Here is a 25,791-nt window from a genome sequence, read left to right as displayed (position 1 = left end):
GACACGGGGTCGGATGTCCGAGGCCAGACAATGGTCCAATGATCTGCGGAACACCCGAACAACAGGGGCCATCATGGGACTATTCATCCTCCGACGGTTCGGCGTCATGCTTCTTACTGCATTGTGCCTGACTTTCGTGGTCTTCTTTCTGACCAACCTCTACCCGAACCTGGAAAAGCTTGCGAAAACGCAGGGCAACCAGCGGATGTCCGACGAACAGGTTGAGACCTGGTTGGACAATCGCGGCTATCTGCAACCGACGCTAGTCAAATACGGTCAATGGCTGGGGGTTTTGCCAGGCTATACCAAGACACTTGATGACGGCACGTTCCTTGGAACGTGTACCCGACCGGGGTCAACCGAGGAAACGACCTCCAGATATTGCGGTGTTTTGCAGGGCGACTGGGGCTATTCCAGCGTGTTCAAAGACGAGGTCGGCACCATTGTTGGCAAACGCCTGGGCAACACCGGCTATCTGATGTTTTGGGTTTTGGTCCTGATGGTGCCATCCGCGCTACTGGTCGGAGTATTGGCCGGGATGCGCGAAGGATCAGCACTGGACCGGTCCCTCTCTACCTTCTCAATCATCACGACGGCGACGCCAGAATACGTATCAGGCGTGATCTTCATCGCTATCTTCACCTCGTCCACCGTGGGCCTGAAATGGTTCAAGGGCACTGCGACGCAAGCGATGGACAATCCGACCTTTGAGAACTTCTTTCTGCCGGTTCTGACCATTGCGCTTTACGGGATGGGCTATATCGCCCGGATGACCCGCGCTTCGATGACCGAGGTGATGACCGCACAATATATCCGTACCGCGCGTCTCAAGGGTGTTTCCTTTGGCAACATCGTTATGAAGCACGCGCTGCGCAACGCTCTGATCGCCCCCTTTACCGTCATCATGCTGCAGTTCCCATGGCTGCTGAATGGCGTGGTGATTGTTGAAACCCTGTTTAACTACAAGGGTTTCGGCTGGGCGCTGGTGCAGGCGGCGGGCAACAACGACATTCAGCTCTTGCTGGCGATTTCGGTCGTGTCGGTCTTTGTGGTGCTGGTGACGCAGCTGATATCCGATATCGGCTATGTCTACCTCAACCCGCGCATCCGAATTTCGTAAGGGAGATAGATCATGGAACCTCTTAGCTGGACCGGCTCTATCGCCATTCTAAACCCAATCTTGATGATCGCGCTGGCTGCGTTGGTCGTATCAATCGTCGTCTGGATCATCGGCAGCATCGTCCTACCCGAAGCCCCGTTGAGCTTGAATGCGGACGGAACGCTCAGCTCAGGCACAGGACTGCGGGGATTGACCCAATCAGCCTTGAGATACAGCTTTTTCGCCTGTGTCGTCCTTGCGCTAGCGTATATCGTGCTTGGCATCCTCATGGGCACCAGTGCCGGGATCGTCGGCGCGATCTCACAGCAATTTCTGCCTGTGTGGTTGTCGCTGATCATCCTGTTTGCAATGTCGATCGCCTTCAAACGACGCCTCGGGCTATACGGCAAACTGTTTGACAGCCCCATCGGCATGATCGGCTTCGGCCTTGTGATGTTTTGGGTCTTCACCGGGATCTTCGGTGCGCTGGATCTGATCATCACACATGACCCGCTGAGTCAGGTCTCTGGTATGAAGAACAAAGTGCCCGGAACGCCCCTGCAAAACCCTGAAGACGGCGAGTATGCCTGGTACCTTCTGGGCGGCGACAACCTTGCCCGCGACGTCTTTAGTCGCATGGTCAAAGGCGCATGGATCGTGGTGCAGATCGCCCCGCTGGCGACCATGTTCGCGTTTATGGTCGGAATCACTCTGGGTCTGCCAGCAGGGTATTACGGCGGGCGTCTGGACACGTTCCTGTCCTTCCTTGCCAACCTGATCCTGGCTTTCCCAGTCATCCTGCTGTTCTACCTGCTGGTTACGCCGGAAATCGTGGCGACAGGCGTGCCTAACTATATGGCAGCCGTTTTGTTCATATTCCCGATCTTGTTCATCGGCGTTCTGTTGAACTCGCGGTATTACACCCGCCCGAATTTCCGCACTCCGCTGTTGATCGGGGTTCTGGGTATCGTGCTGTGGCTGTATCTGTCGCTGATTTCGACCGATGGCTACATCATCAACACCGATGATTACGGCATTTGGGGCTTGCCGACCTATCTGGACCTGTTCGATATCCCTGGCGGTATCCTCGTGGTGTTTGTTTCGGTTGTCTTCGTGAACTCACCCACCGTGTTCCGCATCGTGCGCGGTCTCGCGCTGGACATCAAAACACGGGATTACGTGGCTGCGGCACAGACCCGTGGCGAAGGCCCGTGGTACATCATGCTGTGGGAAATCCTGCCCAATGCACGAGGTCCGCTGATCGTCGATTTCTGTCTACGTATCGGCTATACCACGATCCTGTTGGGAACCTTGGGTTTCTTCGGATTGGGGCTGCCGCCGGAAAGCCCGGATTGGGGCTCTACGATCAACGAAGGGCGCAAGCTGTTGTCGATCTATCTGCACCCTGCCCTTCCGCCTGCCTTTGCCTTGCTGTCGCTGGTTCTTGGTCTGAACCTGCTGGCAGATGGCCTGCGCGAAGAAAGCCTGAAGGACTGATGTGAGAGCGACCGAGGGCTTTGCCCCCGGACCCCCAGGATATTTTTAGCCAGATGAAGGGGATCCCCGGACTCTCGCGAGGAGATACAAGATGAACAAATTGGCGGAATATGACGGCCCAATTCTTGAGATCGACAAACTTTCGATTTCTTTCTTCACCCGCCTTCGGGAAATTCCCGCCGTGATGGATTTTTCGGTCAGCGTACAGCCCGGCGAGGCTGTTGGACTGGTCGGAGAATCCGGTTGCGGCAAATCCACTGTGGCACTTGGAGTGATGCAGGACCTCGGCAAGAACGGGCGGGTTGTCGGCGGTTCGATCAAGTTCAAAGGGCGCGATCTGGCTGAGATGAGTGCGGATGAACTGCGCGATATTCGCGGCAATGAGATCGCGATGATCTATCAGGAACCGATGGCCTCGCTGAACCCGGCGATGAAGATCGGCAAGCAATTGATGGAAGTCCCGATGATCCACGAGGGAGTCGGCAAGGAAGAGGCCTATGCCCGCGCATTGGAAGTGGTAACGGACGTACGCCTGCCCGACCCCGAGCGGATGCTGAATTCGTTCCCCCATCAGCTGTCAGGGGGGCAGCAGCAGCGTATCGTGATCGCGATGGCGCTGATGTCGAAGCCGGCGCTGTTGATTCTGGATGAACCGACAACCGCACTGGATGTGACGGTTGAGGCCGCCGTAGTCGAGTTAGTCAGGGATTTGGGTAAGAAATACGGCACCTCGATGCTGTTCATCTCGCACAACCTTGGTCTGGTTCTGGAGACCTGTGACCGGCTTTGCGTGATGTATTCGGGTGAGGCGGTCGAGCGCGGCTCGATACACGATGTGTTCGACGAGATGCAGCACCCCTATACTCAAGCGCTGTTCCGCTCGATCCCGTTGCCGGGGGCAGACAAGAACGCCCGCCCACTGGTGGCTATTCCCGGGAACTTTCCCCTGCCCCACGAACGCCCGTCAGGCTGTAACTTTGGCCCGCGCTGCGACTATTTCGAAGAAGGCCGATGCGACGCGCAGAACATTCTGATGGAGCCTGTGCCTGGCAATGACCGCCACCACACACGCTGTTTGAAGTTCAAGGAGATTGACTGGAACGCCCCGATCACTTTGGCCGACAAGAAAGAAAAAGGCGAAATCGGCCGCGTTGTCCTGAAAATGGACAACCTCAAGAAATACTATGAGGTAGCCGCCAATGCGTTGTTCGGGGGCGGTGAGAAGAAGGTAGTCAAAGCCAACGAAACACTGAGCTTTGAGGCACATGAATCTGAGACGCTGGCGATTGTGGGCGAATCTGGGTGCGGTAAATCCACTTTTGCCAAGGTTTTGATGGGGCTTGAAACGGCCACAGATGGGCAAATCCTGCTGGACAACCGCAACATCGAAGACGTGCCGATCGAAGAGCGGGATGCCAAGACCGTGGGCGAAGTTCAAATGGTGTTCCAGAACCCGTTTGACACTCTGAACCCCTCGATGACCGTTGGGCGACAGATCATCCGTGCGCTGGAAATTTTTGGCATCGGCAATTCCGAGGCTGAACGAAAACAACGCATGCTGGAATTGTTGGACCTGGTGAAGCTACCGCGCGCCTTTGCCGATCGGATGCCGCGTCAGTTGTCCGGTGGACAGAAACAGCGCGTCGGTATCGCGCGCGCCTTTGCAGGCGATGCGCGGATCGTAGTTGCGGACGAACCTGTGTCGGCTTTGGATGTGTCTGTACAAGCGGCGGTGACCGACCTGTTGATGGAGATTCAGCGCGAACACAAGACCACCTTGCTGTTTATCAGCCACGACCTGTCGATTGTACGCTATCTCAGCGACCGGGTAATGGTGATGTATCTGGGCCATGTGGTCGAATTGGGGACCACCGACCAGGTGTTTTCGCCGCCCTATCACCCCTATACCGAGGCTCTGCTGAGTGCTGTTCCCATCGCGGATACGTCGGTTGAAAAAGCGCATATCGTTCTGGATGGTGATATCCCCTCGGCCATGAACCCGCCCCCGGGGTGCCCTTTCCAGACGCGCTGTCGCTGGAAATCCGAAGTGCCGGGCGGGCTGTGCGAGAAAGATGTGCCGCCGGTAAAAACCCTGGCGGACGGACATCAGGTCAAATGCCATCTGTCCGAAGAAGTTCTGGCCCGCATGGAGCCGGTCATCAAGATCGCGGCCGAGTAACGGCCCAAACGCAAAGAACCGGCCACAGCGCCGGTTCTTTTCTGACTTGGGTTGGTAGTTTATCAGCCGCCCCAGATCACTTTCACATAGTTCTGGGTTTCTTTGTAAGGTGGCACGCCGCCATGCTTTTCCACGGCTTTCGGACCGGCGTTATAAGCCGCCAGCGCCAGACGCCAGGATTTGAACTTGCGATACTGCCACGACAAATAACGAGCCCCGCCTTCCAGATTTTGTTTCGGATCATGCGGGTTCACACCCAAAAGACGCGCGGTTCCAGGCATCAGCTGCGCCAAACCCAGTGCCCCTTTGTGAGACACCGCGTGCGGGTTCCATCCGCTTTCCTGTTGCACCAGTCGCAAGAACAACTCTTCCGGGACACTGTGTTTCCGGGCTGCTTGCCGCGCCAGCGCCAGGTATTGGCCGCGATATTTACCATTATATCGCTTGATGACTTGAGTTGGCTGCGCTGTTTTTGGCTTCAGCCGTTCAGAGCCGCGGTATTGGGTGGCAGCGCGCGAGTCTAAGATCTTGGATTGTTTGAGGAAAATATCCTTACGGTTTTTGGTGGACAGGGTTTCTGCCGCAGCCGGACCCGAAACCAGCGCAAGGCACAGAACAGAAAAACAACCAACTTGAAAACGCATTTATGCCAATCCCGCTCGCTCTCGAACCCGAATGAGTATAGGTATTTCAGGCAAGAATAAAAGCTTGGTAAACAGAACCTGCATAGTTTCTTGCCAACCGTTGCACACATCAACTGTGTTTTAACCATGACGCAGGCCGTATAGGGTCGCGTAGAAACTTCGCGTCAGATTCGGGCGCGCTCGACACAGACAAGAACGGGGAAATATATGGCAGGTTCAGTCAACAAGGTCATTCTGGTCGGAAATCTTGGCCGCGATCCTGAAGTTAGGAATTTCCAAAACGGGGGCAAAGTATGCAACCTGCGCATCGCCACATCCGAAAACTGGAAAGACCGCAATACTGGCGAGCGTCGTGAGCGCACCGAGTGGCACTCGGTCGCGATCTTTAACGAAGGGCTGGTCCGCGTGGCGGAACAATATCTGCGCAAAGGCTCGAAGGTCTATCTCGAAGGGCAATTGCAGACCCGCAAATGGCAGGACCAATCTGGGCAGGATCGTTATTCGACTGAGGTTGTTCTTCAGGGCTTCGGCTCGACCCTTGTGATGCTGGATGCACGCGGCGAAGGCGGCGGCGGGGGCGGTTACGGCGGCGGACAGTCAGGCAGCTATGGCGGCGGTCAGGCGGGCGGCGGCTATGGCGACCCCTATGGCGGACAGTCCAGCGCCCCTGCCCCTGCACCTGCATCCGGCGGAATCGACGACGACGAGATTCCGTTCTAAGGCAAACGGAGACGAATCATGACATGGTCCTTCTCTCTCGGCCGGGTACTGGGGTCGGAACTGAGGGTCCATGTCACCTTTTTCCTACTACTGGGCTGGGTCGCCTTTGCGGCTTATTCCAAAGGCGGGGTGCCCGCCGCGATCGACAACCTGATCTTTGTTCTGGCGCTGTTTGCCTGCGTTGTCGCGCATGAGTTCGGCCACGCGCTGATGGCGCGGCGCTACGGCATCAAAACCCCTGACATCACCTTGCTGCCTATCGGCGGGCTTGCCCGGCTCGAACGGATGCCTGAGAAGCCCATGGAAGAAGTCTGGGTCGCTCTGGCCGGGCCGGCGGTAAATATTGTGATCTGGATCGTTTTGATGGCCATGGGGGCAGGAATGACGCTGGACTCGCTGGCCCGGATCGATTCGACCAGTGCCGGACTGTTGAACCGGCTTGCCTATGTGAATTTGTTGCTGGCCGTATTCAACATGATCCCGGCCTTCCCTATGGACGGCGGCCGGGTATTCCGCGCGCTTTTATGTCTGAAGATGGACCGGGTAAAAGCCACACGTATCGCCGCTCTGGCGGGTCAGGTCGTGGCGGTGGCGTTTGGTTTTCTCGGTCTGAGCACAGGTAACCCTCTGCTGGTTTTGATCGCCGTCTTTGTGTTCGTCGCGGCCAATGCGGAAAGCCACGATGTGGCCATGCGCTCAGTCGCGCGGCGGGTGCTGGCCCGCGACGCGATGATTACCGAGTTTCACGCCCTATCGCCCAGCGACACGCTTGCAACTGCCGCACAGGCCGTCATTCACACCACGCAACACGAATTCCCCGTGTTGGGTCCGAATGGAGACCTGCTGGGCTTTATAGCACGCGGCACGCTGTTCACTGCCATGGCGCAAGAGGCACCTCGGTCCGATCTGGCAACTTCGATCATGGAAACCGAGATCCCGCGCGTTGAATTGACCACCGGCCTGGAAACCGTGCTGGGGAAACTACACAAGGGTGCTCCCGCCGTCGCAGTTTGCACGCAGGCCGGGACAATGGTTGGCTACATCACCCGCGAAAACATCGGTGAATTGATGGTGATCCGCGGACGCTGATCAGACCGTTGCCAAGGCGTCTTCCAGCACTGTCAGCACAGCGTCGCGCGGGACATCCGAAGTGACAAAAGCCTGGCCGATCCCGCGGGCAAGAATAAACCGCAACTGCCCGTCGATGACCTTTTTATCCTGCGCCATCAGGTCAACCAGCGCTTCGGCACCCGGCAGATCTCCGGGAATGTCCGCCAGATCGGTTTTCATTCCCATCGCGCGCAAGTGTGCCCGAACACGGCTCGGTTCCTCCTGTGAGCACAGCCCAAGACGAGAGGACAGCTCAAACGCCAGTGCACAACCGATAGCGACACCCTCGCCGTGCAACAGGCGATCAGAATACCCGGTGGCCGCTTCCAGCGCATGACAGAAAGTGTGCCCAAGGTTCAGCAGCGCACGGTCGCCCTGCTCAGTCTCGTCGCGGGCTACGATATCGGCCTTCATCTGAACCGAGCGTGTGACCGCCCGTACACGCGCGGCCATGTCCCCGTCCGAGACGTTGGGGCCGTTGACCTCAAGCCACTCGAAGAATTCGGCGTCACCCAGCAGGCCGTATTTGACGACCTCGCCATAACCCGACAGGAAGTCTCGCTGGGTCATCGTGCCCAGAACAGAAGTGTCCGCCAGAACCAGCGACGGCTGATGGAATGCCCCAATCAGGTTCTTACCCTGTGGTGCGTTTATTCCGGTTTTTCCGCCGACAGAACTGTCCACTTGCGCCAGCAACGAGGTTGGTATCTGGACGAAACGGACACCGCGCCGCAAAACGGCCGCAGCAAATCCCGCAAGATCACCAATGACCCCGCCACCCAAGGCGATAACCACGTCGCGACGTTCTACCTTTTCCGACAACAGCCACTCAACCGCGCGTTCAAAATGCGGCCAGCTTTTGGTGGCTTCTCCTGCGGGCAAGGCCAGCGAGGTCATCTCGATACCAGCTGTTGCCAGGCCATCCCGCAACGCATCAAGGTGCAACCCGGCCACGTTCTCATCCGTCAGAACGGCGACCTTGGGCCGGTGTAGCAAGGGCGCAATTATTGTGCCGGATTGTTCCAGCAGGTCAGGCCCGATTTCCACGTCATAGGAGCGTTCGCCCAGCTCTACATGTACGGTTTGGTGCATTTACTTCCGTTCCAATACGTCAGGGCGCGTCAACATCGACTCCACCACCCGGTCCACCATATTTTCAATCGAGGTTTCGCCATCGGACTCAACTGTCAGCCCTGCCTGCGCATAAACCGGGACGCGGGCTTCATACAAGGCGCGCAAGGTCGCATAAGGGTCGGCCGTGCGTAGCAACGGTCGTGTGTCCTTATGTTTGACCCTGTTCCACAACACCTTCAAGTCAGCCCGCAGCCAGACCGAAACCCCGCGTTCAGTGATCATCTGGCGGTTCTGATCGGAAAGAAAAGCGCCGCCGCCAGTTGACAGGATGCCTTTTTCCTCGTCCAGCAGACGTCCGATGACCTGACTTTCCTTGGCGCGAAAGAACGGTTCACCATCACGCTCAAATATCTCGGGGATGGTCATATTGGCAGCCGATTCGATCTCGGCGTCGCTGTCGAGGAAGGGAACACCCAGCCTTGCGGCCAAAGCACGGCCCACAGCCGTCTTTCCGGCCCCCATCATGCCAACAAGAACGACGGTTTTGTGCAGTTCAAAGACCGCATCAGTACCTTCTGTGTGGGCGTTATGCTTAATTTCGCTCATTTCAACGTGAATGACGTGATCTTACGAAAAATGCCAGCTATAACTATGGCAAAAGACAAAATTGGGGCAGCGTTGAGCAATGGGCCGTCTGATCAAGTTCCTGATATATATTGTTTGCCTGTGTTTTGTCGGGCTGGTGGGGTATGCGTATCTGGGTCCGATATTCGGAGTGGATTTCTCGGCCCCGCAAGACGAGATCCGAGAGCCGGTAATCCTGAATGTTGAATAAAGCCGCACTGGCTGCCTTATTGCTGGCTGGATCAGCGCAGGCGCAGCAGGCTCCTCTTTCTGTCATCGATTGGCTGACGGACCCTCCGGAAAACCTGCCAGGGACTGTCCTGTTGGAACCACCGGTCACGGAAACGGGCATTCAGCCGGATATCCAAGTCTCTCCGCTTGAGGCGCTGTCACAGCCGTTGGGGCTTGTGTCGTCGTCGGTGACTGGCCTGCCGGTGCATCTTTGGCAGAATAGTGATGCCGACCGGCTGGCCGAGCTGATCACCGACGTGCCGGTTCGCTATAACCCCGCGATGCAGCGGTTGTTGTTTACGCTGATCCTGTCCGAGGCCCGCGCGCCAGCTGGTTCGGGTGCTGAAGAAACCCTGCTGCTCGCCCGCATAGACCGATTGATGCAGCTTGGCGCAGCCGACCCGGCGCAATCGCTGGTCCAACTGGCCGGTCCGACCGACACACGCGACAGGTTCCAGCGCTGGTTTGACGCCACTTTACTTACCGGAGACGAGGATCGCAGCTGTACGTCGCTGATCGCGAAGCCACACCTGTCGCAGGACTACGCCGCACAGATTTTCTGCAAGGCCCGACGCGGAGACTGGCCATCAGCCGCCCTCACGCTGGAAGCTGCACATGCATTGCAAATACTGCCACCAGAAGAACTGGATGTGCTGGATCGCTTTCTCAGCCCCGAGTTGTTTGAAGACGCTGAATACCTGCCGCAACCAGATGATCCCAGCCCACTGACTTTTCGCCTGTTTGAGGCCATCGGAGAGCGCCTGCCATCGGCCCCACTGCCCCGTGCCTTTGCGAATGCCGACCTGCGGGACGTAGCCGGGTGGAAAGCGCAGATCGAAGCGGCTGAGCGGCTGACCCGTATCGGCGCGCTTACCCCCAACCAGTTGCTGGGGCTGTATACCGAGCGCTCTCCGGCCGCGTCCGGCGCAGTTTGGGACAGGGTCTCGGCCGTGCAACGGTTCGAGTCTGCACTGGATTCGCACAATCCCGAGAAAATCGCACGGGCTTTAAATACCGTGTGGACGCAAATGCGCCTGATCGGATTAGAGGTGCCCTTTGCAGAATTGTTCGCAGAACGCCTGTCACAGATCGAACTGACCGACCCGTCAGCGGAACAGCTGCGCTGGCGTATCCTGCTGCTGTCCGAACTGTATGAAACAGCGGCCCTTTCTGTGCCTGATCAATCTGACGAAAGTCACTTTCTGGCGGCGTTAGCGCAAGGCGATCCGGGGCGAGCGCGCTCTCCTTCGCCTCTGGCGGATGCGGTTGCGCAAGGGTTTGCATGGGCTGCTCCGGTCCCGCCGAATATCGAAACGATGCTAAACAATGATCAGCTGGGGGAAGCGATCTTGGAGACCATGCAGCGGTTCGCGCACGGGTCGCGCGGCAACCTAGTCGATCTAACAGCAGCCATTGCGACTCTGCGCCGTGTGGGTCTTGAGGACACCGCCCGCCGCGCCGCACTGAACTTGCTGATCCTGCAGGACCGCTGATCGTGGCGGCCCCGGCGACGCAGGACTTGTGGATTTCCACCTTTTTGCAAGCTCAGGCCGCCGAATTGGGGGCCGCGACCAATACGCTGCTAGCCTATGGTCGCGATCTGAAAGAATTCTCGGCCTGGCTGGAACGTCGAAAGACGGGTTTTCCCGACACACAAAGAGAACAAATCGAACAATACCTGATTGACTGCGACGCACAGGGCCTGTCCCGTTCCACGCGCGCACGTCGGTTGTCCGCGATCAAGCAACTGTTCCGGTTCGCCTTCGAAGAAGGTTGGCTTGAAGCTAACCCCGCCATTCAGATCAAAGGCCCCGGTCGACAAAAACGCCTGCCCAAAACGTTGGATGTCGCTGAAGTCGATCGTTTGCTTGAGGCCGCGCGCCGCACCGGTCGCAAAGATGCAGACCGGGTCCGCAACACCTGCCTGATGGAGGTTCTTTACGCCACGGGAATGCGGGTGACCGAATTGGTTTCGCTGCCAGTCTCTTCGGCCAGAGGTTATCCCCGGATGCTGCTTGTGCTGGGCAAAGGTGGCAAGGAACGGATGGTGCCTCTGTCCCCTCCAGCACGCGATGCGTTGGCGGCGTGGTTGCTTATCAGGGACGAGACCGAGGACAAGCAGGTTGCAGGCGGTGCTCAGCGTTCCAAGTTCCTGTTTCCGTCTCGCGGCAAATCCGGCTATCTGACCCGGCACAGGTTTTTTCTGCTGGTCAAGGAACTGGCCGTAGAAGGTGGCGTTTCCCCGGAAAAAGTGACACCACATACCCTGCGCCATGCCTTTGCCACGCACCTTCTGGCCAATGGCGCTGATCTGAGGTCGATCCAGACCCTGCTGGGCCATGCCGACGTGGCGACCACGGAAATCTACACCCATGTCCTGGACGAACGCCTGTCAGAGCTTGTGTTGCAGCATCACCCGCTGGCGAAAGACGGCGATGACGACGGCTAACCCCTTGATCCACAGCATGCGCACCCCCATAACGGATGCAGTATCACGAACAACCAAGGACCGATGGAACCCTCTTCTGCTTCTCTGATCGACGGCGCATTCTGGTTTACCACAGGCGCCATCCTGTTTTTGCTTGTCCTGTCGGGCTTTTTTTCGGGTTCTGAAACGGCATTGACCGCATCATCGCGCGGAAAACTGCGTGCGCAGGCCGACAAGGGTTCACGCGGCGCGCAAAAGGCGCTGGAAATCACGGACGACAACGAACGGCTGATCGGCTCGGTCCTGTTGGGCAACAACCTTGTCAACATCCTTGCCGCGTCGCTGGCGACCGCGTTGTTCACCCGGCTGTTCGGTGAAAGCGGCGTTGCGCTGGCAACGCTTGTGATGACGTTGCTGGTCCTGATCTTTGCCGAGGTTCTTCCCAAGACCTACGCGATCACCAATTCGGAAAAGGCGGCCGCTGCCGTGGCGCCTATCATCGGTGTCGTCGTGACGGTGTTTTCTCCCATCGTTGCAGCCGTGCGCCTGCTGGTACGTGGTGTTCTGCGCCTGTTCGGCGTCCAGATCGACCCGGACAGCAACATTCTGGCCGTGCGCGAGGAAATCGCCGGAGCGTTGCAGCTTGGACATTCCGAAGGCGTGGTCGAAAAGGAAGACCGCGACCGTATCCTTGGCGCGCTGGATCTGGGCGATCGTACGGTTGAAGAGATCATGTTGCACCGCTCGAATATTGAGATGATCGATGCAGACGCTTCGCCCGAGGCCATCCTTCAGCAATGTCTGAAAAGCAGCCACACCCGCCTGCCCGTGTTTCGCGACGAACAGGAAAACATCGTTGGTGTCGTCCACGCCAAGGACCTGTTCCGCGCGATGTACGCCCATGCCGGCGGCAGTGAGAACGCTGATAACCGACTGAAAGAGTTCGATATCCTCAAAGTCGCGAACGACCCCTATTTTGTTCCGGAAACCACCACTCTGGACGATCAGATGCGCGAATTCCTGCGAATGCACAGCCACTTTGCGCTGGTGGTGGATGAATACGGTTCGCTGCGCGGGCTGATCACACTTGAGGATATCCTCGAGGAAATCGTGGGCGAGATCGCGGATGAGTTCGACATAGACGAAGACGTATCCGTGACCCGAACCGAAGATGGGCAGTTTCTGGTCGAAGGGGCCACCACGATCCGCGACGCCAACCGCGCGATGGATTGGTCCCTGCCCGACGTTGAGGCAAACACCATCGCCGGTCTGGTCATTCACGAAGCGCAAATGATCCCAACCGTCGGTCAGGTCTTTTCCTTTCACGGCTTCCGCTTTGAGGTGACAAAACGTCAAGGCAACCGGATCACCGAACTGAAAGTTCGACCTCTCTGAGAACAACCCAAAAAACTGCAAGAATCCACCGGCGCTCTGATCCGAGCGCCGGTTTTCTTTTGGACAACCACCGTATCCTTCCTGTTTGGGGTCGCCAGCAGGTGCTGAACCCGGATCGCCTTCCGCGACACTTTCTGTCGCTGAAGCTATTGCAAAGGCAGCTTTCCTATTGAGACTGACGGCATAGCCATCAGGAGACGTGCATGAAACTCACAACCCAAGTTGCAGTCATCGGCGGCGGAGTCGTTGGATGTTCCGTACTGTATCACCTGACCAAGCTGGGGTGGACGGACGTGATGCTGTTGGAACGCTCCGAACTGACCAGCGGGTCGACTTGGCACGCGGCGGGTGGGTTTCACACCCTGAACGGCGACACCAACATGGCGGCGCTGCAAGGATATACGATCCGGCTGTATAAAGAGCTGGAAGAGATTACCGGCATGTCCTGCGGTCTGCATCATGTGGGCGGAGTGACGCTGGCAGATAATCAGGATCGGTTCGACATGTTGCTGGCAGAACGCGCCAAGCATCGGTTCATGGGGTTGGAGACGGAAATCGTTGGTCCGGATGAGATTAAAAAGATCGCTCCGATCACCAACACCGACGGGATCATCGGCGCACTTTATGATCCGCTGGACGGTCATCTGGATCCGTCGGGGACCACCCATGCCTATGCCAAAGCGGCCCGGATGGGAGGCGCTACGATCGAAACGCACTGCATGGTACGCGAGACCACCCAACGCACCGATGGGACATGGGATGTGGTTACCGACAAGGGTACGATCCATGCCGAACACATCGTCAATGCCGGTGGCCTTTGGGCGCGCGAGGTTGGCGCGATGGCGGGCGTCTATTTCCCCCTGCACCCGATGGAACACCAGTATCTGGTGACAGACTCGATCCCTCAGATCGAAGCGATCATCGACGCTGGCGGCGAGCATCCGCATGTGATGGATCCCGCCGGAGAAAGCTATCTGCGGCAGGAAGGGCGCGGGCTGTGTATTGGATTCTATGAACAACCCTGCAAACCCTGGGCTGTCGATGGCACACCGTGGGAGTTCGGCCACGAACTGCTGCCCGACGATTATGACAAGATCACCGACAGCATCGAATTTGCCTACAAACGCTTCCCCGTTCTGGCCGAGGCTGGCGTCAAATCGGTGATCCATGGACCGTTTACCTTTGCGCCCGATGGCAACCCGCTCGTCGGGCCGGTGCCGGGCATGCGCAACTATTGGTCCGCCTGTGGCGTGATGGCGGGTTTCAGTCAGGGCGGCGGGGTTGGCCTAACGTTGGCGCAATGGATGATCGAAGGAGAGCCTGAGCGCGATGTGTTCGCCATGGATGTCGCCCGCTTGGGCGACTGGATCGGGCCTGGCTATACGCGCCCGAAGGTGATCGAGAACTATCAGAAACGCTTTAGTGTCGCCTACCCCAACGAAGAACTGCCTGCCGCGCGTCCGAACCGAACCACCCCGATGTACGATATCTTCAGCGATCTGGGCGCGGTTTGGGGTCAGCAATACGGGCTGGAGGTTGCGAACTATTTTGCGCAAGGCGATGAGCCGGGTTATGAAACGCCCTCATTCCGCCGCTCGGATGCCTTCGAGGCGACCGGGCGCGAGGTGCGCGCTGTGCGCAACGGTGTCGGCATCAACGAGGTCCACAATTTCGGCAAGTATCGCATCACCGGCCCGGGTGCGCGCGACTGGCTGGACAGGGTCATGGCCGGGCGCATCCCAAAGCCAGGGCGACTTTCGCTGACGCCCATGTTGTCGCCCAAGGGCAAGCTGATCGGGGATTTCACCGTTTCCTGTCTGGCCGAAACCGAATTCCAACTAACGGCGTCATATGGCAGTCAGGCCTTCCATATGCGGTGGTTCCTGCAGCATCAGGACGACGGCGTTACAATTGAAAACGTCAGCGATCGTCTAAACGGTTTTCAGATCGCAGGTCCCAAGGCAACTGAGGTTCTGGCCGCCTGTACCCGTACGGACATCTCGGACCTCAGGTTCCTTGATGTTCGCCGAATGACCATCGGTATGACCAACTGCACCGTTCAAAGGGTCAGCTACACGGGCGATCTGGGGTACGAAATCTACTGTGATCCGATGGCTCAACGGCAGCTGTGGTGGACCCTGTGGCAGGCTGGTCAGCCCCACGGCATAGTGCCCTTCGGCATGCGCGCGATGATGAGCCTGCGGCTGGATAAGTTCTTTGGATCGTGGATGCGCGAATTCTCCCCCGATTACACCGCAGCTGAAACCGGGCTGGATCGCTTTATTGCCTTCACGAAGAACACCGACTTTATCGGTCGCGCCACGGCCGAGCTTGAACGCTCCGAGGGGACCGCGCGCAAGCTGGTGTCGTTCGAAGTCGATGCCGATGATGCGGATGTAAACGCCTATGAGCCGATCTGGCTGGATGGTGCGGTCGTCGGATTCTGCACCTCGGGCGGGTATTCACACTATGCCGGGAAATCCATCGCCATGGGTTTCCTGCCCTCGGACCGCATACGTGACGGCTTGGAGGTCGAGATTGAGATACTGGGCCAGATGCGCAAGGCGCGCGTGATCTCAACCCCACTGTTCGACGCGGACGGTGCACGTATGCGGGGATGACAAAAGACGGCTATGGCGGCTATGTGGTGGTATGAATTACATTCCCATCATCCTTCTGGCAGCAGGGCAATCCCGCCGCATGGCTGGCTCGGACAAGCTGATGCATAGCGTCGATGGCATGCCCCTGCTACGGCGATCCGCACAAACAGCGTTGCAGGTAGGCCCGGTACTCGTTGCGCTTCCGCCTGCTCCACATCCTCGCCAGGACGCCTTGAAAGGTATGGATGTTGTTGCAGTTGAAATACCCGACGCTGATGAGGGCATGAACGCCAGTTTGCGCGGTGCTCTTTCGCATGTGCCAGCCGATTCCGCGGCCGTCATGGTTTTACTGGCAGATTTGCCGGAAATCACAGTTGGTGACCTGAAGCAGGTCGCAGAGTCCGTCCAAGAATATCCAAATTGCTTGATCTGGCGTGGGGCGACGGCCACAGGAAAGCCCGGCCATCCGGTTGTGTTTGCTCGTCCGCTGTTCAAAGAGCTCAGGCAACTTACAGGCGATGAGGGCGCGCAGTCCGTTGTGCAGGCGCATAAGAATGCAGTGCATCTTCAACCACTACCCGGTCAAAACGCCCTGTTGGATCTGGACACTCCCGAGGATTGGGCACGCTGGCGGGCCGGGAAGGCCACATAACCGGCCTACCAAAATAGAAACGGCCCGGTCGATACCGACCAGGCCGCTTGCCCAAAACAGGACTACCACTTTTCACCAATCCTGAAAACGCTGCCAAAAATGCCTATGGCACCCTGGCTATTCCGCCGCTGAACCTAAACAAGACCCCCTCGTTAACATGCCGCTCAGCGTTTCCAGTGACTATGACAAGCCGTTGGCACCCCCTAGTGCCTTCGGCTCCCCCTTCGCTTGGGCAAGTTCATCGTCACCCAAACGGTGCGCCCAAACAATGTAAAATTGGAAAGAACGGTTAATTTTTGGCGTCTCGGTTTGGTTTTTGCGCAACATCCCGCCGAGGCGAGATCAACCTATAGACGATCATAAGCTACACGCCTTAGGTCACATCGGAAATTATGTATACTCTTTATTAAGCATATTTAAACCTTATCGGGAATATATGCACTTGTTTTGTTCAGGTTGTAGAAACGCGTCACAACCAAGAGACGAGCGCTTTTTCGCCAAAGCCTTCCAGTGATCCTTTGTTACCAAAACTGAATCAATTCAGGATGATTCAGAATTTGACTCCAAAATTGGCGACAATGAATGATTCGCGACTAGCGATTCGCTGGACTTCTCTTCGGATCCCCCATATGAAACACCCTGTTTGTGGCTAAATTAAGATATCTTAATCCTCAGCACAGGAAACTCACAGACTGATGCCTCATTTCCTCGGTTAACGCGCGCCAGCAATCGCGCGATATAAACAGGAGACTAAAATGAGCATCCGTAAATCCTCGCTGCTTTTGCCACGCGCCACTGGCTTGGTTGGCGCATCTGCCCTTGGTGCAGCACTGCTAGCCACGACTGCCCTGCCCTCGCTGGCCGACGAAGCCCTGGCCGACCTGGTCGAAGGCGTGTCACCGTCGGTAGTGACCATCATCGCTGAACAGGACATCGTGCCCGTGCAAGCACCGGGACAGGGACAGAATTTTGGATTAGAAGACCACCCCTTTGGTGAGTTCTTCAAACGCTTCGGAGCGCCTGAGGGCTTTCAGGGACCGCAGCGTGGACCATCGCAAGGCTTGGGATCGGGGTTTGTACTCGACGAAGCCGGGTACATCATCACCAACCACCATGTTGTCGACAATGCCTCGACCGTGACCGTCCGTCTGAGCGACGACCGTAGTTTCGAAGCCGAGATTGTGGGCACCGACCCGCTGACCGATATCGCCGTCCTGAAGATTGACGCCGGCGAAGCGCTGCAAGCCGTTGAGATCGGGGACAGTGACGTTATCCGCGTGGGTGAGGACGTCGTGGCCATCGGCAACCCGTTTGGCCTGCATTCGACCGTGACCACGGGCATCGTTTCGGCCAAAGGCCGCAATATCTCGGCCGGGCCCTACGCTGAATTCATTCAGACCGATGCGGCCATCAACAAGGGCAACTCGGGCGGTCCACTGTTCAACATGGAAGGCGAAGTGATTGGCGTGAACTCGGCCATCTACTCGCCCACCGGCGGGTCGGTTGGTCTGGGCTTTGCCGTGACCTCGAACATCGTTGAACATATCGCCGCCGATCTGCGCGATGACGGCCAGGTCAGCCGCGGCTGGCTGGGTGTTTCGATCCAGAATGTCAGCCCCGAGATCGCAGCAGCGATGGGTATCGACGCCTCAACCGGCGCGCTGGTGTCGGATGTCGTCGCAGGCAGCCCGGCCGAGGGCGTGCTTGAGCAAGGTGATGTCATCCTGACCTTCAACGACGAATCCGTCGACTCCAGCAGTGAATTGCCGATCCTTGTGGGCACAACCAAAGTCGGTACCGACAGTGTCATGACCGTTCTGCGCGATGGCAAGGAACAGCAGATTGAACTGACAATCGGTCAGCATCAAAGCGCCTCGGCTGAGATCGACAAATCCGTGGACAAAGGTATCTCGGGCACTGCATTGGGCGTGACCGTCGCACCGCTGACCGACAGCAACCGCGCTCAGATGGGCGTTGCTGAGAATGTCGACGGCGTGGTCGTCACTGATCTGAAGCCCGACAGCCCTGCCGCCAAGGCCGGTCTGCAACGCGGCGACGTGATCGTAAAACTGGGCGGTCAAGAGACCGCCTCACCCGACGCGCTGAAGGCTGCGCTGGACAGCGAAAAGACTGACCCCGCACTGGTGCTGATCAACCGGGGCGGAAACCAGATCTTCGTGGCGGTGGAAATCGCCTGACCCGAAGTCCGCGTGCGCCATTTGATGGGGATTTCTGGCGTGCGCCTCCTCGGCGGATTGAATTGTCCGCATTCCGCCGGGACTGCCGGGTGCGCTGCAACGCACCCGGCACGTAATTTACGCAAATCATGTGCTTTTCAGGAAATTTGTGTTTAAATCCCGATAGAAAGGAACCCTAAACATGAGCCGCCGCCTGCTGATCGTCGAAGATGACGAGGACACTCGTGAGTTCATCGCCAAGGGCTTTGGCGAAGAAGGCTATGTGGTCGAGCAGGCCGCAGATGGCCGCGAGGGTCTGTACCACGCCACGGATGGTGGGTTTGACGCCATCGTGCTGGACCGGATGCTTCCCGGTCTTGATGGCCTTTCGCTGATCCGATCCTTAAGGGCGGCTGGGGTCAAGACCCCTACCCTGATGCTGACCGCAATGAGCGCGGTTGACGAAAGGGTTAAGGGGTTGCGGTCGGGTGCAGATGACTACCTGGTCAAACCGTTTTCGTTTCAGGAACTCCACGCGCGGATCGAAGCCCTGTTGCGACGCCCGCAGGAATCTGAGGAAACCGCGACGCTGACCTGCCGCGACCTGGAAATGGACTTACTGACACGCAAAGTCACCCGCGATGGACAAGAGATTTCCCTGACCCCGCGTGAGTTCCAGATCCTTGAATTCTTCCTGCGCCGCAAGAACCGCGTCGTATCGCGCACCATGCTGCTGGAAGGTGTCTGGGATTACCATTTTGACCCAAATACCAACGTGGTCGACGTCCATATCTCAAAACTGCGCCGCCAGTTGGATGAAGGCGACAGGCCGCCGTTGATTGAAACGGTTCGAGGTGCGGGTTACATGATATCCGATGGATAACCTGCGACTTTCGTTCAATAATTCTCGCACCCGCCTCGTTCTAGCCAGCATGGTTCTCAGCACATTGCTGACGGCCATCGTGCTGGGGCTTGTATACTTCACCGCCAATCGCAGTATTGAGGGCGAGACTCGATCGGTGGTATCCGCCGAATTAACCGGTCTGGCCGATGAATATGAACGGCGCGGCCTATTCGGGCTGTTGCAAGCCATTGAACGCAGGATTCCAACCGCGTCCGAACGGGATGCTTTGTATCTTTTGACTGACCGGTTCGGTGTAAAGCTGGCCGGAAACCTCAAGCACTGGCCTGCGGACGTCACAGCAGGCAGTGGCTGGGTTGATTTGGAACTTCGCCGGGCCGATAACGACCAGTTGGTCCCGATCTCGGCCGCCTCGGTCCGCTTGCCCGGTGGCGAACGCCTGCTGGTAGGTCGTGATGCCCTTGCACGGCAGCAATTCGACAGGGCGCTGTTGCGCGCGGTTGGCTTGGCGCTTGCAATCGCGTTGGCGCTGAGCCTTTTAACTGGTTGGCTTTTTACACGGCTGGTCTTCACTCGCCTGTCTGAATTTGCGGGCACGGCGGAAAACATCGTGTCAGGTGATCTGTCCCGCCGCATGCCCTTGCGCGGAACCGGGGATGAGCTGGATCAAGTGGCCGGAACCCTGAACAGCATGTTGGATCGGATTGAGGAACTGATCAGCAATCTGCGCACAACCTCAAATTCAATCGCGCATGACTTGCGATCCCCCCTGTCCCGTCTGCGCCAAAGGGTCGAGTCGCTGTCTGACCCGTCCAAAAGTGATCTGGACCGCGAGGTCGACGTGGCCCGCGCTGCGGCCGAAATCGACCACGTGCTGCGCGTTCTTGGGCAGCTGACTGAAATCTCACGCGCCGAGGCTGGTGTTGGGCGGGAACAGTTCGAACCTGTGGACCTGCAGCAACTGATTGGCGACGTCGTCGAACTTTATGATCCTGTTGCGGCCGATCAGGGAATTTCTTTGGAAGTTGTGGGCACCGCTCACACTGTTCAGGGACACCGCCCGCTTCTGTCTCAAGCACTGTCGAATCTTCTGGAAAATGCCATGCGTTATGCCCCGGAAAAGACGGCGATCACGATCACCCTGTCAGAAAGCGGCCCCTACACCTGCCTGAGCGTGCGAGACCGGGGCCCTGGTGTCCCTGAAGAGGATTTGCCACGCCTGCAGGTGCCCTTTGTGACGCTCGATCCCGCAAGGACCGAGCGCAACTCAGGCTTGGGTCTGGCGCTAGTGGCAGCGATTTCACACATGCATCAGGGCGCATTCGAGGCCCGCAATTGCGACCCGGGTCTTGAGGCAACAATCAAACTGGCGCGTAAGCCCTAGATTGGCACACCCTTGATCGCCATCATCTTGTTTTTATAGCGTTTATCTGCCGTCACATCTGTTCCGAACCAGTCGGGCGGCGTGAATGCCTGCGCCTCGGCCTCTGTGTCGAACTCCACCTCGACCAGCCGCAGCGGCGCGAGGTTTCCCAGAAAAATGTCCAGCTCAAACACCCGACCGTCTGGCATTTTTCCGGTATAGCGTTCTTTCTCAACCCGACGTCCTTCGGTTTCCGGCCAGAAGGTTTCGAATTGCTCGGCCGTGATCTCGGCCTCGCGTTCCACCCGCACCAAGGAGCCCGCCCCTTTGAGCGTCAAAAAGTACCCGTCATTCTTCTGCCGCAGACGCAGTTCCGTGGAATCGCTCGGTGCAGTCAGATAACCTTGGCGGACGACAGCCTTATCCGCGCCGCTCAGGTCGGGCAGTTCCGCCACCAGGAACTTGCGTTCAATTTCGGTGCTCATCGCTTTGAAATAACTCCGTTTTCCATCTCATCGTACAGCTTTTGATATGCCAAGCTGGCAGCGCTGCGCGGGGCGAATTCACTGACCGGCGCACGGTTCTGCCCCATCCGTTCGATATCCGCCGCAAACGGGATTGAGCTGCGCAGGAACCGTTTGCGATAGAGCTTTCGCATCGCATCCATAGTCTCAAGGTGCAGGGTCTTGCGCTGTTGCACCATGGAGAAGAATGCCGTCAGCTTTTTTTTCGACAACTTGTTGGCATCAAAAAACCCGACCAACTGATCGAAAGACCGTTCAGACAGGGTCGTCGGGATGACCGGAACCACGATCTGATCGGCCGCTTTGAAGATGTTTTCCGACAGGGTCGAAAAGTTGGGGGGGCAATCCAGAATGATCACCTCATAATCGCTGCCCGCCGAGATCAGCGCTTTTTTCAGCCTGGATCGTTTGTTCCGCATCCGCGACAGGAAGACGTCAAAATCCCGGAAGGTCATGTTTGCTGGCAGCACGTCCAGCCCTTCGAAATCGCTGGCTCGAATGGACTTGGTAAAGCGCGCGACATCGTCAAAAAACCGCGCATCTGTCAGCTTTTTGGACGGCTTGACGCGCAGATAAAACCCAGACGCCCCTTGCGGATCCAGGTCGCATAGCAAAACCTTGTGCCCTGCTGCTGCGTAGGCATGCGCCAGATTGACCGAGGTGGCGGTTTTACCCACACCGCCCTTGTTGCTGTAACAGGCAATGATCTTCACTCCTCAGCCCTCCTTTTGATGAAACAAACTGCGGAACAGGTGCCGGATGTCCGGGCTGTCGAAATGCTTGAAATTTGCGATGACTCGGTCGCGTTCTGCCTTTTGGAGTTGATCCAGAACAGAAATCAGCCCGCCCACGGACAAGGCCAACTGCGCATCAGCGCGGCCTTGCATATTGGTGTGCTGTTTAACAAAGCTCAGAAGCGCCTCTTGTTGGACCGAGAAATCATTGAATAGACCCAAATTATCCTGCAGCCTTTTCAATGGCTTTATGATCGTTTTAAATGCCTTTTCAACGAACAAAGGGGCAAAGAACTCCATAAGATAACGCAGTTTTTTGCAGTCGATCCGCAACTTATGAACATCTTCATCAGGCGTGTCCGAGGTGATACGTCGCGCCAGTTTGCAGGTTTTGCGATATCGCTTCCAGATTAGGGCGCGCGCGTATTCATACGCAGGCCGATCTGCATTTGGGCCAGACTGCAGGTTTGTCGGATCAGCGAATAGTTCGGTCAACTTTTTCATCTGATTGTCATAGTTTTGCGTCCGAAAACGCCGGGACAGACTGCCAAGTGCCTGACTGCGTTCCTTTTCGAATTGCGCAAACATGGTCACGGCACCTTTATGAAGGTTCGGCGGTATGAGATTGAAGTAACTGTCTTTTTCCAACAGATAGACATCCAAATCGCGTACGCGACCAGTGGGTTCCATCAAACCGGAAAACTCGCGCTTTAGTGCAGCGGTTTGTTCGGGTGAGAACACACCCTTGAACAGGCCGATTACAGATCGCACGCGGCGCAGAGAAACGCGATAGTCATGCAAAAATTCAGTATCGATATCATCGATCACCCCCGCCTCATTCTGGCGCGCAACCGCCAGATAGGTCCGAATGATGTCGGTGGCGACTTCAATTGATGGCTCTTGTTTACTAACGCGGATTTCGGGCTTGGCCTTGTATATGGTCGCGTCGGGAAACAACCAGTCGAACAATGGCTTAGCCTTGCTTTTGCCAGCCTCCAACTTAGTCAGCTTTTCACAAACAGTCTTATACGCCCGGTCATATCCACGCATGTGTTGAACGGCTACAACTGTTACCTGCCCCTGATCCGAGGACATCAACATCATCGTGCCACGCACTTGCGTCTTTTGCAGGTCACCCAGAATGGCAAACGATCGGTGCTTGGCCCTGCCCGCTCCGACGCTCATCAACGCGCGCAACTTGGGAAAGCCCGCTAGACCCGCCTTGACGGGTCCGTCAGGCAAATCCTGCACGAACTTGCCCTTACCCTTGCACCACTGGGTTACGGCTCGGGCACCGTGCAAAAGGATCAAGGACTCATCGGTTTCGATCAAAACTTTGGCAGATGCCCTGAGGGATTGGTCATGACAATCCAGAATATCAAAATTTCCAGCAGGTTCAGCGGCCTCGAACCGCAATGCCAGTTCTTTCAAAGATTTAGTAAAACCCGCCTCATCGAATGTGCCCGGAATAACAAAACAGTTTTTGACCCGAGCCATTAAAAGTGTCCCTTTCACCGAGGATCCAGTACATGATCATGAATTCATATTCCTGCGATCCGATCAACGACTAACTCCGATGATCAACAGCAATGACCAGAACATCAGATTTAACTCGAACAACCAAATGACTCTGTCCGGGCATTTGGCTAAGACGGGGGTATGTCTGATCCTGTTTCATCGATCCGCAATCTCGGCCCGGCTTTTGAGCAATCCTGCGCACGCGCAGGCATTCATTCTGCGCAGGAATTGCGCGAATTGGGTGCGGATGAGGCCTATGCAAGGCTGTTACAGGCGGGCACCCGGCCGCATTTCATCGGATACTACGTATTAGTGATGGGATTGCAGGGGCGCCCCTGGAACGACTGCAAGGGCGAGGAAAAGAAGGCACTGCGCGTAAAGTTCGACGCGATAAAATCCAGCGTCAGCACCGCCCCGGAAACCCAGATGATCTCTGATCTGGATGCGATTGGCATACGCGTTGCGCCGAGAGATCTTAAACAGGTCTGAAACGAAAAAGGCCGCACCCCCAATGGGATGCGGCCCTGAACTTCGTCCGACGGCGGATTAGCCGACCAGTTCGATGCCCGAGAAGAAGTACGCGATTTCAACGGCAGCAGTTTCAGGCGCGTCCGAACCGTGGACCGAGTTTTCGCCAACCGATTCAGCGAACTCGGCGCGGATGGTGCCGGGTGCTGCGTCCGCAGGGTTGGTTGCGCCCATGACTTCGCGGTTCTTTGCAATGGCGCCTTCGCCTTCCAGAACCTGAACGATAACCGGCTCGGAGGACATGAATTCGCACAGTTCGTCATAGAACGGACGCTCGGCATGCACGTCGTAGAACTTGCCAGCCTGAGCTTTGGTCATGTGGATGCGCTTTTGCGCAACGATGCGCAGGCCAGCGTCTTCGAACTTGGCGTTGATCTTGCCAGTCAGGTTGCGACGGGTTGCATCAGGTTTGATGATCGAGAATGTGCGTTCCAGTGCCATATCGGCCTCTCCTTACTATATGGCGCGAGGTACGCGCCGAAATCCATCGCGCGCCGCCTAACACGGTATGTGCCTCATGAAAAGTGGAATGATTGCGCCAGTGGGTCTTGGCGATCAGATTGTGTCCGGCAAGGGCTCTGACGCGTCGATCCGGCGAACGTAAAGCACCGCAAGCAATCCGACAAAGCTGCTGGCGAACATCATGCCCAACACCAGAAAGGGCCCATTTTCAGGGCTAACAAACGCGCCGGTCATCAAGGTCAGAACTGCGCCCAACGCCACGATTAGTGCCCCGGAAAGCCCCGCGGCGCTGCCTGCCAGATTGGGTCTCACGGACATTACCCCGGCCGAGGCGTTGGCATTCGTCAGCCCGTTACCAAAGCCTACGCAAATGGCCGAGCCGAAGAATACCCAGACTGAACCCAGACCTGCTGTAAACAACAGCAACCCGCAGAAAGGGCCAATAGAGGCAACGACCCGACCGATCAGGATCATCGTCGTCAGCTTCGTGTGTGCTGCGATACGCCCGGTGATGTAATTGCCCACCATGAAGCCGCCGGTAATAATTCCGATCCCTAGACCCAGCATGGCAGGGCTCAGGTCGAACCAGACCGCGGCGACCAGTGGCGCACCGGTGATAAAGCTGAAGAACCCGCCGATCGAGAATGCCGCACACAGCCCGTAACCCCAGAACCGACGCGCGCGAAACAGGTGCGGGTATTCCTTTAGCTGAGCCGAGAATGTTGCGGAACGGTTCGTATTCGTCTCACCCATATCCGCCCACAACAGCACTAGCATCCCCGCCCCCAGGACCGAGTACAAAATGAATCCTGCCCGCCAGCCGAACAGAATATCCAGTGCACCGCCCAGCATCGGGCCAAGCATCGGTGCCAAAGCCATTGCCATCGCAACATAACCCAGTTTGCTGGCGGCCTCGTTCGGGGCATAGAGATCCCGGATTGAGGCGCTGGACAGCACGGGTCCGGCCACCACCGCTGCTTGAAGCAGACGGAAACCGAGGAACATCCAGATCGACTCGGCCAATACGCAGCCAACCGATGCCACTGTGAAAACTGCCATGCAAATCAACAGGATCGGTCTGCGACCATATCGGTCGGACAACGGCCCCATGATCAATTGCAACACGGCGGATACCGCCAGATACCCGGCGACTGACAGGTTAATCAGTCCGTAGTCGACCTGAAACCCCTCGGCCATCCTCGCAAGCGACGGCAGGAACATGTTCAACGACAAAACCGACAACGCCGTGGCGAAGATCAAAGTGACCAAAGAAGGAGGCGTCTGAGCCGCGCGCATGATGAAAACCGTCGAGTAATGCCAACCGGATCAGCGCTAACACATTGCCTGGATATTGAACATATCAAGCTGCT

At 57.2% G+C, this 25,791-nt stretch carries 23 protein-coding genes; 15 read left to right on the top strand and 8 right to left on the bottom strand.

From position 1 onward, the window contains the following. Positions 1-73 precede the first annotated feature (73 nt). The 3 genes from AC2FIB_RS02210 (at position 74) to AC2FIB_RS02200 (ending at position 4,775) form a co-directional block, all read left to right on the top strand. Positions 74-1,120, top strand: coding sequence for an ABC transporter permease (locus AC2FIB_RS02210; RefSeq protein ID WP_058274233.1), 1,047 nt, complete (start codon positions 74-76; stop codon positions 1,118-1,120). A 12-nt stretch (positions 1,121-1,132) separates the two neighbouring features. Continuing rightward, positions 1,133-2,596 (top strand): ABC transporter permease, encoded by a 1,464-nt coding sequence (locus AC2FIB_RS02205; RefSeq protein WP_496733068.1) that lies wholly within the window; start codon positions 1,133-1,135, stop codon positions 2,594-2,596. Between the two features lie 91 nt (positions 2,597-2,687). Next, complete coding sequence (locus tag AC2FIB_RS02200) at positions 2,688-4,775, top strand: dipeptide ABC transporter ATP-binding protein (protein ID WP_282118615.1); 2,088 nt, start codon at positions 2,688-2,690, stop codon at positions 4,773-4,775. Positions 4,776-4,837: 62 nt separating this feature from the next. Here the strand turns inward: AC2FIB_RS02200 and AC2FIB_RS02195 are convergent, their stop codons facing one another. After that, complete coding sequence (locus tag AC2FIB_RS02195) at positions 4,838-5,419, bottom strand: lytic transglycosylase domain-containing protein (RefSeq protein ID WP_496733067.1); 582 nt, start codon at positions 5,417-5,419, stop codon at positions 4,838-4,840. Between the two features lie 207 nt (positions 5,420-5,626). Here AC2FIB_RS02195 and ssb point away from each other — a divergent pair, with 207 nt between their 5' ends. Both ssb and AC2FIB_RS02185 read left to right on the top strand, forming a co-directional pair. Continuing rightward, positions 5,627-6,139 (top strand): single-stranded DNA-binding protein, encoded by a 513-nt coding sequence (ssb, locus tag AC2FIB_RS02190; protein ID WP_058273781.1) that lies wholly within the window; start codon positions 5,627-5,629, stop codon positions 6,137-6,139. An 18-nt stretch (positions 6,140-6,157) separates the two neighbouring features. After that, positions 6,158-7,228, top strand: a complete 1,071-nt coding sequence (locus tag AC2FIB_RS02185) for a site-2 protease family protein (protein ID WP_496733066.1) — start codon at positions 6,158-6,160, stop codon at positions 7,226-7,228. On the opposite strand, the gene aroB is transcribed toward AC2FIB_RS02185, so the two are convergent. Together aroB and AC2FIB_RS02175 are read right to left on the bottom strand one after the other, a co-directional pair. After that, positions 7,229-8,341, bottom strand: coding sequence for a 3-dehydroquinate synthase (aroB, locus tag AC2FIB_RS02180; protein ID WP_496733065.1), 1,113 nt, complete (start codon positions 8,339-8,341; stop codon positions 7,229-7,231). Then, on the bottom strand, positions 8,342-8,929 hold the full coding sequence (locus AC2FIB_RS02175) for a shikimate kinase (RefSeq protein ID WP_058277741.1): 588 nt from the start codon (positions 8,927-8,929) through the stop codon (positions 8,342-8,344). A 79-nt stretch (positions 8,930-9,008) separates the two neighbouring features. Here AC2FIB_RS02175 and AC2FIB_RS02170 point away from each other — a divergent pair, with 79 nt between their 5' ends. The 9 genes from AC2FIB_RS02170 to AC2FIB_RS02130 all read left to right on the top strand — a co-directional run bounded on the left by AC2FIB_RS02170 (position 9,009) and on the right by AC2FIB_RS02130 (position 20,676). After that, positions 9,009-9,158 (top strand): hypothetical protein, encoded by a 150-nt coding sequence (locus AC2FIB_RS02170; protein ID WP_170557697.1) that lies wholly within the window; start codon positions 9,009-9,011, stop codon positions 9,156-9,158. After that, positions 9,148-10,671, top strand: coding sequence for a hypothetical protein (locus tag AC2FIB_RS02165; RefSeq protein ID WP_496733064.1), 1,524 nt, complete (start codon positions 9,148-9,150; stop codon positions 10,669-10,671). The genes AC2FIB_RS02170 and AC2FIB_RS02165 overlap by 11 nt, the downstream gene beginning before the upstream one ends. Before the next feature lie 2 nt (positions 10,672-10,673). After that, the gene (locus tag AC2FIB_RS02160) at positions 10,674-11,627 is read left to right on the top strand and encodes a tyrosine recombinase (protein WP_496733063.1); all 954 of its coding nucleotides are present in this window, start codon (positions 10,674-10,676) and stop codon (positions 11,625-11,627) included. A 63-nt stretch (positions 11,628-11,690) separates the two neighbouring features. Continuing rightward, positions 11,691-13,001 carry an HlyC/CorC family transporter gene (locus AC2FIB_RS02155; RefSeq protein ID WP_496733062.1) on the top strand — a complete coding sequence of 437 codons (1,311 nt, stop codon included), beginning with the start codon at positions 11,691-11,693 and terminating at the stop codon, positions 12,999-13,001. 203 nt (positions 13,002-13,204) lie between these two features. Beyond that, the gene (locus AC2FIB_RS02150) at positions 13,205-15,622 is read left to right on the top strand and encodes a GcvT family protein (protein WP_496841684.1); all 2,418 of its coding nucleotides are present in this window, start codon (positions 13,205-13,207) and stop codon (positions 15,620-15,622) included. Positions 15,623-15,653: 31 nt separating this feature from the next. After that, on the top strand, positions 15,654-16,253 hold the full coding sequence (locus tag AC2FIB_RS02145; RefSeq protein WP_496733060.1) for a nucleotidyltransferase family protein: 600 nt from the start codon (positions 15,654-15,656) through the stop codon (positions 16,251-16,253). 755 nt (positions 16,254-17,008) lie between these two features. Further along, positions 17,009-18,451: a Do family serine endopeptidase gene (locus tag AC2FIB_RS02140; protein WP_496841683.1), complete on the top strand. Its 1,443-nt coding sequence runs from the start codon at positions 17,009-17,011 to the stop codon at positions 18,449-18,451. A gap of 181 nt (positions 18,452-18,632) precedes the next feature. Beyond that, positions 18,633-19,313 (top strand): response regulator transcription factor, encoded by a 681-nt coding sequence (locus AC2FIB_RS02135; protein WP_058273791.1) that lies wholly within the window; start codon positions 18,633-18,635, stop codon positions 19,311-19,313. Next, positions 19,306-20,676: a sensor histidine kinase gene (locus AC2FIB_RS02130; protein ID WP_496733058.1), complete on the top strand. Its 1,371-nt coding sequence runs from the start codon at positions 19,306-19,308 to the stop codon at positions 20,674-20,676. Before AC2FIB_RS02135 ends, AC2FIB_RS02130 begins: the two co-directional genes overlap by 8 nt. On the opposite strand, the gene AC2FIB_RS02125 is transcribed toward AC2FIB_RS02130, so the two are convergent. The 3 genes from AC2FIB_RS02125 to AC2FIB_RS02115 are packed head-to-tail and all read right to left on the bottom strand — an operon-like array spanning position 20,673 to position 23,410. Next, on the bottom strand, positions 20,673-21,140 hold the full coding sequence (locus tag AC2FIB_RS02125; RefSeq protein ID WP_496841680.1) for a CYTH domain-containing protein: 468 nt from the start codon (positions 21,138-21,140) through the stop codon (positions 20,673-20,675). The two genes, AC2FIB_RS02130 and AC2FIB_RS02125, sit on opposite strands and share 4 nt — an antisense overlap. Further along, on the bottom strand, positions 21,137-21,892 hold the full coding sequence (locus AC2FIB_RS02120; RefSeq protein WP_496733056.1) for a ParA family protein: 756 nt from the start codon (positions 21,890-21,892) through the stop codon (positions 21,137-21,139). Before AC2FIB_RS02120 ends, AC2FIB_RS02125 begins: the two co-directional genes overlap by 4 nt. A gap of 3 nt (positions 21,893-21,895) precedes the next feature. Then, on the bottom strand, positions 21,896-23,410 hold the full coding sequence (locus AC2FIB_RS02115) for a CHAD domain-containing protein (RefSeq protein ID WP_496841678.1): 1,515 nt from the start codon (positions 23,408-23,410) through the stop codon (positions 21,896-21,898). Positions 23,411-23,572: 162 nt separating this feature from the next. On the opposite strand from AC2FIB_RS02115, the gene AC2FIB_RS02110 reads away from it, so the two are divergent. Continuing rightward, the gene (locus tag AC2FIB_RS02110; protein ID WP_496733054.1) at positions 23,573-23,920 is read left to right on the top strand and encodes a TfoX/Sxy family protein; all 348 of its coding nucleotides are present in this window, start codon (positions 23,573-23,575) and stop codon (positions 23,918-23,920) included. Between the two features lie 57 nt (positions 23,921-23,977). Here the strand turns inward: AC2FIB_RS02110 and ndk are convergent, their stop codons facing one another. Together ndk and AC2FIB_RS02100 are read right to left on the bottom strand one after the other, a co-directional pair. Beyond that, the gene (ndk, locus tag AC2FIB_RS02105) at positions 23,978-24,400 is read right to left on the bottom strand and encodes a nucleoside-diphosphate kinase (RefSeq protein WP_058273797.1); all 423 of its coding nucleotides are present in this window, start codon (positions 24,398-24,400) and stop codon (positions 23,978-23,980) included. Positions 24,401-24,514: 114 nt separating this feature from the next. Next, positions 24,515-25,717: a multidrug effflux MFS transporter gene (locus tag AC2FIB_RS02100; RefSeq protein ID WP_496733053.1), complete on the bottom strand. Its 1,203-nt coding sequence runs from the start codon at positions 25,715-25,717 to the stop codon at positions 24,515-24,517. Positions 25,718-25,791: the final 74 nt, after the last annotated feature.

Source organism: Ruegeria sp. YTSA072, from assembly GCF_059610285.1.
The sequence above is the reverse complement of the archived record's forward strand: the minus strand, read 5'-3'. Positions and strand labels throughout refer to the sequence as shown.